This window comes from Sphingomonas sp. FW306-1B-B10E, assembly GCF_058782005.1.
This window is the reverse complement of record NZ_JBYSXG010000083.1, coordinates 1-11639: the sequence shown is the minus strand read 5'-3', so window position 1 is coordinate 11639 and position 11639 is coordinate 1. Positions and strand designations below refer to the sequence as shown.

Below are 11639 nucleotides of genomic sequence, written 5' to 3'. Positions count from 1 at the left end.
ACCCCAACCCCTCCCCTAAAGGGGAGGGGCTTTGCCTGAACCGCGCTCACAGCGCCTTCTCCAGCCACGCATCGGCATCGGCTTCGAACGCCGCGCGCACCGCGTCCTCACCGATCCGCGATACTGCGTCGGCGACGAAGGCGCGCGTCAGCAGCGCCTTGGCGCGCGGCTCCGGAATGCCGCGGCTCTGCAGGTAGAACAAAGCGCGCTGGTCGAGCTCGCCGACCGTCGCGCCGTGGGCGCATTTGACGTCGTCGGCGAAGATCTCGAGCTCGGGCTTGAGGTTCACCGTCGCGCCGCGTTCGAGCAGCAGCCCGCGCAGCGATTGCTCGCCATCGGTCTGCTGCGCAGCGCGCGCGACTTCGACCCGCGCGGCGAGGCTGACGGTCGAGCGATTCGCCGCCACCGCGCGCCACAATTGCCGCGAGGTGCCGTCGACCGCTTCATGACGCACCGCCACTGCGGCTTCCTGCTTCTGCGTGTCCGAGGTGAGCAAGGCGCCGCCCATCTCGGCGAAGGCGCCCTTGCCGCTGAGGGTCAGCGCGCCGTCGATCCGGCTGCCCATCCCACCTGCGCCGAGGAACACCGAGACGAGGCTCGCCGCCTCGCCGATATCGGCCTCGTCGCGCAGAGAGACGAAGCCGTCCGCCTGCAGCAGCCGCACCGAGCGCATCAGCCGCGCACCGCGGGCGAGACTAATCTGGGCGAGCCGGTTGGCCCAGCCCGACCCGGCATAGGTCTCGATCACCGACGCAACGGCGTCCTCGCCGAGCGTGATGCGCGCGGGGACGTGGCTTTCGCCGCCGCTGCCTAGATGGACGATCTGGATGCCGGTGACCGCGGCTTCGGCGTCGAGGCTGAGCACCCAGCCCTCGCCCTCGGCCATGCCGCCGAGCGGATGCGCGGTCTCGGGCGCGAAGCGCGCGACCTTGACCGGGCCCGGGCGGCTATGCGCGGGCTCGAACACGCCGTCGACGAAGAGCAGGCGCGGGCCGTCCAGGTCCAGGAAGAGATTGGCGGGCTTGAGGCCGGTATCGCGCGGCGGGGCGTCAGCGGCGGCGCGCAGCGCGCCCATATCCGCCCAGCGCCATTCCTCCATGCGAGGCGTGGGAAGTTCGAGCGTGGTCACGCGATCCTCCCCGGCACGGGGAGGGGGACCATGCGCAGCATGGTGGAGGGGGGGCGCCACGAAGGAAGTCGCTGGTGGAGAGCCCCCTCCGTCAGCGCTTCGCGCTGCCACCTCCCCGTGCCGGGGAGGATCTGAAGCGAACCGCTCACGCCGCCACTCCATAGCCTTCGCGCTCGAGCTGCTGCGCGAGCTCGGGGCCGCCGGTGCGGGTGATACGGCCCGCCTCCAGCACATGGACGAAATCGGGCTGCACGTAATCGAGCAGCCGCTGGTAATGCGTGATCAGCAGCACCGCCTTGTCGGGCGCGCGCATGATCCGGTTGATCCCCTCGCCCACTGCCTTGAGCGCGTCGATGTCGAGCCCGCTATCGGTCTCGTCGAGGATCGCCAGCCTGGGGCCGATGATGCCCATCTGGACCATCTCGTTGCGCTTCTTCTCGCCGCCCGAGAAGCCGACATTGACCGGGCGCTTGAGCATCTCCTGGTCCATGCCGAGCGCATCGGCCTGGGCGCGAGCGAGCTTGAGGAACTCGCCACCCGACAGCGGCGCCTCGTCGCGCGCGCGGCGCTGGCTGTTGAGCGCCTCGCGGAGGAACTGGACGTTGGAGATGCCTGGGATCTCGACCGGATATTGGAAGCCGAGGAACAGCCCGGCCGCGGCCCGCTCGTGGGCGTCCATTTCGAGCAGGTCGGCGCCGCCGAACGTCACGCTGCCGCCGGTGGCCTCATAGCCCGGGCGGCCGCCCAGCACATAGCCGAGCGTCGATTTGCCCGCGCCGTTGGGGCCCATGATCGCGTGGACCTCGCCGGCATTGACGCTGAGGTTGAGCCCCTTGAGGATTTCCTTGCCGTCGATCTCGGCGCGAAGGTCGGTGATGTTGAGCATGTCTTCCTATTCTTCCTGGCCGAGCTGCGCGCGCGCATAAGCGAGCAGCTTGGGGCGCACACAGGCGCGGATTTCCTCGACTCCCCGCAGCCCGGTGCGTGCACAGGCGACGGTGGATTCGCACGCGGTGCGATCGAACCCGGCGTCGCCGCTGGTCTTCGAGATCGCGCAGGCGCGGACGCGGTTCTTGCGATCGAATTTGAGGCTGACCCGCATGCGTTCGCGCCGCGCCTCGACGACGATCTCGGCATCCTGCGCCGGCGGCTCCTGCGCGAGCGGCGCGCCGAGCAGCAAGGCGGCGAGCATCAGGCTCATATCGGCACCGTCAGCAGCTTGATGTTCTTGAGCGGCTCGGGCGCGTTGTATGCGTCGACGCGGCCGCCCTCGGGCAATTCCCAGATGATCTTGTACTGCTTGGGCTGGACGATCGCCGCAGTGACGTCGGCCTCGACCGAATCGAGGATTGCCTGCATCCGGCCCCACCAGCGCTTGTTCACCGGGCGATCGCCGAGCACGATCCGTCCTTGCGTGAAATCGCCCTCGACAAAGGCGCGGCAGCCCTTGACCGCCTCGGCGATCCTGGCGGCGCGCGCGGCATCCTCGGCCGGCGCGACTCCGACCTGGCGGACGATGCAGCGGGCGTGCCGTGTGGCGATGCCGATCTGCGGCACGCTGTCGACGGCGACGCCGCCGGCGGCCTGGGCGGCAAGAGCGAGCGTCATTGCGAAGATCATCATTTCACTCCCGGGGGCGCAAACACCCGCCCCGTCATCGATATTGCGCGTGTGCAGCTCATTCGCCGAGCTCCCGCGCCGGCCCGACGCGGATGATCGGGCCATCCGACGGCGCCTTGGGCAATGGCGGCAGCTTGACGCGCTGGCGCTCGGTCTCGCGGCTCGGCTCCTGCACGGTCAGCGGGCCCGCCTGCCCTGCGGCGAGCGTCGGCGTGGTGAGCTTGGGAAGCGTGAAGGTCTGCGGCACCGACGCGGAACCGGCGGGACGCTGCTCGCCGGGCGCGCGCAACGCGGCCGCATCGAGCACGACCAGCTCGCTGCAATCGGTAACCTGGTCGGCGGTCTTGGCGTAGCAGACCGGCGTCGCCTGGCAGGCGTCGGTATCGCGCTTCTGGCTGCCGCTCGACACCATGACGCGGCAGTTGCGCAGCTTGCCGTCGGCGCCCTTGTCGAACAGCATCGTCGTACGCCCGAGCTTGGCCTGCACGACGACCTCCTCGACCTCCTGCGGGTCGGCGGGAGGCGCGGCGGGAGTGCTCTGGGCGAGGAGGAGGGCGGCGAGGATCATTGCGCCTTCTCAAGCCCCTCCCCTTCAGGGGAGGGGTTGGGGTGGGGGCTGTCCCATCGACGTGTCGAGCCGTTCAAGGCGGCGGCAATCACGTGAACGACACCTTCTAGGTTCGACATCAGGTCGGCGTTGGTCACCCGCAGCACCCGATAGCCATGCTCGCCGAGCCAATCATCCCGCAGCCGATCCTTGGCGTCGTCATGTGTGTCGTCGTCAACCTCGACGATCAGCCCATCGGCCGGACATAGGAAATCAGCGACGAACGGCCCAATCACGGCCTGACGGCGGAACTTGCAACCGCCGAGCTGCGAATTGGACAAATGACGCCACAGCCGCTTCTCGGGTTCGGTGGGATTGCGTCGCATTTCGGTCACGCGCTGCTGCAGCCACTGAATACGCTCAATGGACAGCCCCCACCCCAAACCCCTCCCCTGAAGGGGAGGGGCTTTCTTGTTCCAGCCCTTGTCGAGCGGATGGCTCAACCCACACTTCCCTCAAGCGAGATCCCAAGCAGCTTCTGCGCCTCGACCGCGAACTCCATCGGCAGCTGCTTGAGCACTTCGCGCGCGAAGCCGTTGACGATCAGCGCCACCGCGGCCTCCTGGTCGAGCCCGCGCTGCATCGCGTAGAAGAGCTGGTCCTCGCTGATCTTCGAGGTGGTCGCCTCGTGCTCGATCTGCGCGGTAGGGTTCTTGACCTCGATATAGGGCACGGTGTGCGCGCCGCATTGGTCGCCGAGCAGCAGGCTGTCGCACTGGGTGAAGTTGCGGACATTCTCGGCGCCGGCATTGACCAGCACCTTGCCGCGATAGGTATTGTCGCTACGGCCGGCGGAAATGCCCTTCGAGACGATCGTCGAGCGGGTGTTCTTGCCGATATGGAGCATCTTGGTGCCGGTATCGGCCTGCTGGCGGCCGTTGGTCACCGCGACCGAATAGAATTCGCCGACCGAGCCGTCGCCCTGAAGGATGCAGCTCGGATATTTCCAGGTGATCGCGCTGCCGGTCTCGACCTGGGTCCAGCTGACCTTGGAGTTCTTGCCGGCGCACAGCGCTCGCTTGGTGACGAAGTTGAAGATGCCGCCGAGGCCGTTCTCGTCGCCGGGATACCAGTTCTGCACCGTCGAATATTTGATCTCGGCATCGTCCAGGGCGACCAGCTCGACCACGGCGGCGTGGAGCTGGTTCTCGTCGCGCATCGGGGCGGTGCAGCCTTCGAGATACGAGACATAGGCGCCCTTGTCGGCGACGATCAGCGTGCGCTCGAACTGGCCGGTATTCTCGGCATTGATGCGGAAATAGGTGCTCAGCTCCATCGGGCAGCGCACCCCCTCCGGAATGTAGACGAAGGTGCCGTCGGAGAAGACCGCGGCGTTGAGCGCCGAGAAGAAATTGTCGCGCACCGGCACGACCTTGCCGAGCCACTTCCTGATCAGCTCGGGATATTCGCGGATCGCCTCGCTGATCGAGCGGAAGATGACGCCGGCTTCCTCGAGCTCCTTGCGGAAGGTGGTCGCGACCGAGACGCTGTCGAACACGGCGTCGACCGCGATCTTGCGCGATCCCTCGACCCCGGCGAGCACCTTCTGCTCCTCGATCGGGATGCCGAGCTTCTCGTAGACGCGCAGGATCTCGGGATCGAGCTCGTCGAGGCTGCCGATGCTCTTCTTCGCCTTGGGCTCGGCGTAATAATAGGCGTCCTGGTAATCGATGTGCGGGATCTGCAGCTTGGCCCATTCGGGGAGATCCATCTCCTGCCAGATGCGGAAGGCCTTCAGCCGCCAGTCGAGCATCCATTCGGGCTCGTTCTTCTTGGCCGAGATGTAGCGGATCGTGTCTTCGCTCAGCCCCTTGGGCGCGAATTCCTGCTCGACGTCGGAGCTGAAGCCCCATTCGTACTTCTTGTTCGCGGCGGCGAGCGCCTCGGCATTCTTGGTAGCCATTACGCAAGCACTCCCGTTCCCCGGCGAAGGCCGGGGCCCAGCTGCGACGAATTTTGATGGTTAGCGATGTCCTCGCCCACTGAACGCTCCGAGACTGGACCCCGGCCTTCGCCGGGGAACATGGAAAGACTGGCAAGGCTCACGCCTGCGAGCGCGCCCTTTACGGCACCATTGACCGCATTCCAGTGCGGCTTGACCCGGCACGACCCCTCGACGGCGCAATCGTGGCGACCGCTGTCGACGCAGGTGGTCAGCGCGATCGGCCCCTCGATCGCCTCGACGATGTCGGCGATCGAGATCGCCGCGGGCGGGCGCGACAGGCGGAAGCCGCCGCCGGTGCCGCGCGCGCTCTCGAGCAGCCCGGCGGCCGAGAGCTTGCTGACCAGCTTCTGCACAGTCGGCAAGGGGAGTCCGGTCTCCCCGGCGAGCAGTGTCGCGTTGAGCCGGCACGACGCACCGCATTGGCGCGCGGCGGCGGCCATCATCACTACGGCATAGTCGGCAAGGCTAGAGAGACGCATCAAATCCCATTCGACCTGTGCGCAAAAGCGCGACGAGCATCAATCAGAACGATTCTGTCCGATTGCAAATGGGCCTAGGCGGCGCGAAGGTCAACCGGTTCGGGGATGACTTCGGGCAGGACGTGCAGCGCCTGGTTCTGCAGCGTGAGCGCGAGCGCGGGATCGCTATTGCCGCGCAGGCTGGTCGGCGTGTGCCCGGTGAAGTGCTTGACCTCGTTGATCATGTGCGACTGGTCGGCGAACGGGCCGACCACATCGGAGATCGGCGCGCCCTGGAAGATCTGCATCGCGGCGCGGATCGCGCGGAACTTGCGCTTGAGCTTGGTCGGCGGGCCGCCGAAATATTCGAGGCACAGCCGCTGGACCTGGCGCTCGCCGAGCCCGGAGGTCTCCTCGATCGTGGCGTAGAGCGCGTCGATCGTCGGATCCGCAGTAGCCGCCCATTCGCGCACGGCGTTGAGGAACGGGAAATGCGGCTCGGGAACCGGCTTCACTTCCTCTTGCCGCATGATCAGCTGCGGCGCGATCGCCGAGATCATCGAATCGAGGTCGTCCATCTCGCGCAACTGCTCGAGCAGCCGCGGGGCGCGCTCGCAGAACAGTTTCTCGCCGTCGATGATGTGATCGGTGACCTTGTGCGCCGGGATGCCGATCAGCGCCTTCCAGCCGATCGCGCGCAGCACCACCCCGAAGCACAGGACCGGGCCGCGCATCCGATAGCTCGCCGCCGCGGTGCCCGGACCGGCGACCATGATCGGCTTGAGTGCTTCGACATGGCCGTCGGGGAAGGTCATCTCGCCTTCGCCGCGAATCAGGAACCGGATCTGGCCGATATCGACCCGCTCGGCACGCTCGAACTCGGCAGGCGTGTCGCTGCGGAACAGGTAATAGGATTCGACGTGCGGGAGCAGCCGCCCCTTGGCGCGTTTGAGCTCGATCGTCGGCGCGGCCGGCAGATCGGCACCTGCCCCCGCGACCACGGCTGTTTGAATGGTTGCGCCCCGCATGTACGACCCGAGCCCCCCGGTTTCCCCGAATCTGTGTCTCGCCCGCGTCTATAGCCGCGGGGGCGCGCAGATAAAAGTGGCCCGGCCGGTGTTACCCGGCCGGGCCAGTGGAAAGGGTTCCCCCCGTTGAAGCGGAAACCCCTCGGGTCGCAAAGCCTGATTAGCCAATAGGGTGGGCTACGTATTGGACGGAATCGACATCGCGCGATTTTTGACGCGCGCGCCGTGCGATGCGAAGGCGATGGCATGGCCTATCCACTCCGTTCCGCATTGTTTTCGCTCGACGCCGAGACCGCGCACCGCGCCACGATCGCGGCGCTCGGCGCCTGGGGCAGCTTGGGCGCGCCGTTCGCGAGTCGCTCCGGATCGGATGCATCCTTGGCGGTGCGCGTCGCGGGGATCGACTTTCCCAACCCGGTGGGGCTCGCCGCGGGGCTCGACAAGAATGCCGAGGCGGTCGCCGGGCTGTTCGGGCTCGGTTTCGGCGCGGTCGAAGTGGGCACGCTCACCCCGCGGCCGCAGCCCGGCAATCCCAAGCCGCGGCTGTTCCGCCTCGTCGAAGACGAAGCGGTGATCAACCGGATGGGGTTCAACAATGACGGGATCGACGCCGCGCTGGCACGAGTCGCGCGGCTCAAGCGGCGCGCGGGGGTGCTCGGGATCAATGTCGGCGCGAACAAGGATTCGACCCACCGCGTCGCCGATTATGCCGAAGGCGTCGCCAAGGCCGCACCGCACGCCGACTACATCACGATCAACGTCAGTTCGCCCAACACGCCCGGGCTGCGCGACCTCCAGTCGCGCCCGGCGCTCGACGAATTGCTCGCCGCCTGCGACGCGGCGCGTGGCGGCACGCCCCTGTTTCTCAAGATTGCCCCCGATCTCGACCGGCCCGGGATCGACGGCGCGGTGCGCGCGGCGATCGACAACCGCATCGACGCGCTGATCGTCTCGAATACGACGATCTCGCGTCCGGCGCTGCGCTCGCCGCACGCCGGCGAGGCGGGCGGACTGTCGGGCGCCCCCTTGCGCCAACTCGCTGCCGCCAAGCTCATCGAGGCGCGCGAGGCGAGCGGCGGCACGCTGCCGCTGGTCTCGGCGGGCGGAATCGACAGCGCCGACGAGGCGAAAAGGCGGCTCGACGCCGGCGCGGTGCTCGTCCAGATCTACAGCGCTTTGGTCTATCGCGGCCCCGGGCTGGCGCGCGCGATCGTCCGCGGGCTGGCCGCAAGCCGTTGACGTAGCGGCTTTGCCGTCGCGGCAAAGCGGGCTACGGCTGGCGCCATGAAGAAAATGGTCGCGCTGCTGGTTGCCCTGTTCCTGCCCTTCGCCGCATCGGCGCAGGGAATCGTCAGCGCCGCCGACCCGCGCGCCGCCGCGGCAGGGGTCGAGATCCTGCGCAAGGGCGGATCGGCGACCGATGCGGCGATCGCGACGATGCTCGCGCTCAATGTCGTAGAGCCGCAGAGCGCCGGGATCGGCGGCGGGGCGTTCTTCGTCCAATATGATGCTCAGCATAAGGTGACGACGACGGTCGACGGGCGCGAGGCGGCGCCGATGGCGGCCGATTCGCGCTGGTTCTATTCCGACGGCCAGCCGCTCGGCATCCGCGACGCGATCCCAGGCGGGCGCAGCGTCGGCGTGCCCGGCACCTTGCGCGCGATGGCACTGGCACACCAGCATGGCGGCAAGCTGCCCTGGGCGGACCTGTTCGCGCCGGCGATCCGGCTGGCGCGCGACGGCTTCGGCGTGTCGCCGCGGATGAGCTCGGCACTCGGCCGCTTCCGCCACGGCGATGCCGGCAGCCGCGCGCTCTTCTACGATGCGGCGGGCAAGCCGCTGACCATGATCCGCAACCCCCAGCAGGCCGCGTTGTTCGAGCGGATCGCCAGGCTCGGCCCCGACACCTTCTATGTCGGGCCCCAGGCCGAGAAGCTGGTCGCCACGGTCAACAACGCCGCGCGCAACCCGTCGAAGATGACCGTCGGCGATCTCGCCGCCTACCAGGCCAAGGAACGCCCGGTGCTGTGCGGCATGTATCGCCGCTACAAGATCTGCTCGATGGGGCCGGTCTCGTCGGGGGGCACCGCGGTGCTGATGATCCTCAAGCAGCTCGAGCGCTTCGACATGGCCAAGCTCGGCAAGGATTCGCCGGTCGCGTGGCACCTGTTCGCCGAGAGCTCGCGCCTCGCTTACGCCGATCGCGACATGTATCTGGGCGACCCCGATTATGTGAGCATCCCGCTCAAGGGGCTGCTCGACCGCAGCTATATCGCGCGCCGCTCGGCGCTGATCCGCACTACCGGCAGCATGGCGAGCGTCACCGCGGGCAATCCGCCGGGCGCGCCGCGCCGCGTGCGCGCGCCGGTCAGCGAAGTCGCCGGAACGACCTCGCTCTCGGTCGCCGACGGCGCGGGCAATGTCGCGCAGGTCACCACCACGATCGAGAGCCCGTTCGGCTCGGGCCTGTCGGTCGACGGGGTGATGCTCAACAACGAGCTCACCGATTTCGACATCGTCCCCGAGAAGGACGGGTACCTCGCCGCCAACCGCGTAGAGGGCGGCAAGCGCCCGCGCAGCTCGATGGCGCCGACGATCGTCTACGCGCCCGACGGCAAGGTCCGCCTCGCAGTCGGCGCGGCCGGCGGATCGACGATCATCGCGCAGGTCGCCAAGGCGATCGTCGGCGTGGTCGACTGGAAGTTGAGCGCACAGGATGCCATCGCCCTGGGGCTGGTCTATGCGCCCGGCCCGGTTGCGACGATCGAGAAGGACACCGAGCGCGAGGCGATGGTCCCGTCGCTCGAGGCGCTCGGCGAGAAGGTCCAGATCGCACCGCTCGGGCTCAAGGCCAATGCGATCGAGCGCGTCGGCGGCCAATGGACCGGCGGTGCCGATCCGCGCAGCGAAGGCGTTGTGATGCACCAGGACGGCCGCGTGCCCGAAATTACGCGCTTCGGCGCGGTGCCGAGCCGTCCATCGGAATGAAGGGACGCCGCTAAAGCGGTGCCCGAGGGGAGAGCGATGCGAAAACTCGAATATTTCGACAATCTGGTCCAGATGTTCTTCGCGCGGGCACGCGAGAAGGGCGACAAGCCGTTCCTGTGGCACAAGGCCGGCGGGAAATGGCAGCCGACCAGCTGGGCCGAAGCGGCGCGCCAGGTCGCCAGCCTCGCCACCGCGCTCCAGGCATTGGGGCTCAAGCATGGCGACCGCGTCATGCTGGTCTCGGAGAACCGTCCCGAATTCTGCATCGCCGATCTCGCGATCATGGCGGCGGGCTGCGTCACCGTCCCCACCTACACCACCAATACCGAGCGCGATCACCAGCACATCATCGAGAATTCGGGCGCGTGCGCGGTTCTGGTCTCGAACACCAAGCTCGCCAAGACGCTGCTCCCCGCCGCGATCCGCTCCTCCTCAGCGCGGATGGTGATCGGCATCGACGAGGTCCGCGCCGGCCAGTCCGGGACGATGGACTTCCACGATTTCAAGGAACTGATCGCCAGCCACCCGGCCGATCCCGAGGCGGTCGCGGCGCGCGCCTCGTTCCGGCGCGAGGAGCTGGCGTGCATCATCTACACTAGCGGTACCGGCGGCAGTCCGCGCGGCGTGATGCAGCACCACGGCGCGATCCTCCACAACGTCGCGGGCTGCTGTGAGATCATCTCGGAGGATTTCGGCTGGGAGGACGAAGTGTTTCTCTCCTTCCTGCCGCTCAGCCACGCGTACGAGCATACCGGCGGACAGCATTTCCCGATCGGGCTCGGCGCCGAAATCTATTATTCCGAGGGACTCGAGAAGCTCGCCTCGAACATCGAGGAGGTCCGCCCGACGATCATGGTGGTGGTGCCGCGGCTGTTCGAGGTGCTGCGCACGCGGATCACCAAGCAGATCGAGAAGCAGGGCAAATTCGCCAATTTCCTGCTCGACCGTGCCGTCGACCTCGGCGGCAAGCGCGCCGCCGGCAATACGACCTTGCTCGACGCGCCGATGAACCTGGTGCTCAAGGCGACCCTGCTGCCCAAGATCTCCAAGCGCTTCGGCGGGCGGATCAAGGCGATGGTCTCGGGCGGCGCGCCGCTCAATCCCGAGGTCGGCATCTTCTTCGAATCGATCGGGCTGACCTTCCTGCAGGGCTATGGCCAGACCGAGGCGGCGCCGGTGATCTCGTGCAACCGTCCCAAGGCCGGGCTCAAGCACGACACCGTCGGCCCGCCGCTGCCGGATGTCGAGGTGCGGATCGCCGAGGACGGCGAGATCCTGGTGCGCGGCGAACTGGTCATGCACGGCTATTGGCGCAACGAGGAAGAGACTGCGCGCGTCCTGAAGGACGGCTGGCTGCACACCGGCGACATCGGCGAGATCGATGCCAAGGGCCGGATCAAGATCACCGACCGCAAGAAGGACATCATCGTCAACGACAAGGGCGACAATGTCGCGCCGCAAAAGGTCGAGGGGATGCTGACGCTCCAGCCCGAGATCGTTCAGGCGATGATTGCCGGCGACAAGAAGCCGTACATGACCGCGGTGATCGTCCCCGATCCCGAATGGACCGCCGAATGGTGCGCCCACACCGCGACGCCGTGCCGGTTCAAGGACCTCTCGCACGATCCCGATTACAAGGCCGCAGTCGCCGCGGCGGTCGAGCGGGTCAACAAGGACCTGTCGGTGATCGAGCGGGTCCGGAAATTCATCATCGCCGACGCGCCGTTCACGATCGAGAACGAGCAATTGACGCCGAGTTTGAAGATCCGGCGGCACGTGCTGCGGCAGGCCTATGGGGAGCGGCTGAACGCGCTGTATTGAGCGTTAGAGGCCCCTCCCCTTCAGGGGAGGGGTTGGGGTGGGG

Annotated in this window: 12 protein-coding genes; 3 read left to right on the top strand and 9 right to left on the bottom strand. The window is 67.5% G+C overall.

Features of this window, described 5'->3' with window-relative positions:
* Window positions 1-46 precede the first annotated feature (46 nt).
* The 9 genes from AC3WJI_RS20645 to AC3WJI_RS20605 form a co-directional block, all read right to left on the bottom strand.
* On the bottom strand, window positions 47-1129 hold the full coding sequence (locus AC3WJI_RS20645) for a SufD family Fe-S cluster assembly protein (RefSeq protein WP_492759183.1): 1083 nt from the start codon (window positions 1127-1129) through the stop codon (window positions 47-49).
* Window positions 1130-1274: 145 nt separating this feature from the next.
* Window positions 1275-2015, bottom strand: coding sequence for a Fe-S cluster assembly ATPase SufC (sufC, locus tag AC3WJI_RS20640; RefSeq protein ID WP_492759182.1), 741 nt, complete (start codon window positions 2013-2015; stop codon window positions 1275-1277).
* Window positions 2016-2021: 6 nt separating this feature from the next.
* On the bottom strand, window positions 2022-2330 hold the full coding sequence (locus AC3WJI_RS20635) for a hypothetical protein (protein ID WP_492759181.1): 309 nt from the start codon (window positions 2328-2330) through the stop codon (window positions 2022-2024).
* Entirely contained in the window at window positions 2327-2752 is a 426-nt protein-coding gene (locus AC3WJI_RS20630; RefSeq protein ID WP_492759180.1) for a hypothetical protein, read from the bottom strand. Before AC3WJI_RS20630 ends, AC3WJI_RS20635 begins: the two co-directional genes overlap by 4 nt.
* A gap of 55 nt (window positions 2753-2807) precedes the next feature.
* Entirely contained in the window at window positions 2808-3317 is a 510-nt protein-coding gene (locus tag AC3WJI_RS20625; protein ID WP_492759179.1) for a hypothetical protein, read from the bottom strand.
* Window positions 3314-3799, bottom strand: a complete 486-nt coding sequence (locus AC3WJI_RS20620) for an endonuclease domain-containing protein (RefSeq protein ID WP_492759178.1) — start codon at window positions 3797-3799, stop codon at window positions 3314-3316. Before AC3WJI_RS20620 ends, AC3WJI_RS20625 begins: the two co-directional genes overlap by 4 nt.
* A complete protein-coding gene (gene sufB / locus AC3WJI_RS20615) occupies window positions 3796-5259 on the bottom strand; it encodes a Fe-S cluster assembly protein SufB (RefSeq protein ID WP_492759177.1) in 1464 nt (487 codons plus the stop codon). Before sufB ends, AC3WJI_RS20620 begins: the two co-directional genes overlap by 4 nt.
* Entirely contained in the window at window positions 5259-5780 is a 522-nt protein-coding gene (locus AC3WJI_RS20610) for an SUF system Fe-S cluster assembly regulator (RefSeq protein ID WP_492759176.1), read from the bottom strand. The genes sufB and AC3WJI_RS20610 overlap by 1 nt, the downstream gene beginning before the upstream one ends.
* Before the next feature lie 74 nt (window positions 5781-5854).
* The gene (locus AC3WJI_RS20605; protein ID WP_492759175.1) at window positions 5855-6787 is read right to left on the bottom strand and encodes a DUF6597 domain-containing transcriptional factor; all 933 of its coding nucleotides are present in this window, start codon (window positions 6785-6787) and stop codon (window positions 5855-5857) included.
* A 246-nt stretch (window positions 6788-7033) separates the two neighbouring features.
* Here AC3WJI_RS20605 and AC3WJI_RS20600 point away from each other — a divergent pair, with 246 nt between their 5' ends.
* Genes AC3WJI_RS20600 through AC3WJI_RS20590 form a run of 3 tightly spaced genes read left to right on the top strand, consistent with a single transcriptional unit; the run spans window position 7034 to window position 11596 of the window.
* A complete protein-coding gene (locus tag AC3WJI_RS20600; protein ID WP_492759174.1) occupies window positions 7034-8026 on the top strand; it encodes a quinone-dependent dihydroorotate dehydrogenase in 993 nt (330 codons plus the stop codon).
* Between the two features lie 45 nt (window positions 8027-8071).
* Window positions 8072-9775: a gamma-glutamyltransferase gene (gene ggt, locus AC3WJI_RS20595; protein WP_492759173.1), complete on the top strand. Its 1704-nt coding sequence runs from the start codon at window positions 8072-8074 to the stop codon at window positions 9773-9775.
* A gap of 36 nt (window positions 9776-9811) precedes the next feature.
* Window positions 9812-11596 carry an AMP-dependent synthetase/ligase gene (locus AC3WJI_RS20590; RefSeq protein ID WP_492759172.1) on the top strand — a complete coding sequence of 595 codons (1785 nt, stop codon included), beginning with the start codon at window positions 9812-9814 and terminating at the stop codon, window positions 11594-11596.
* Window positions 11597-11639: the final 43 nt, after the last annotated feature.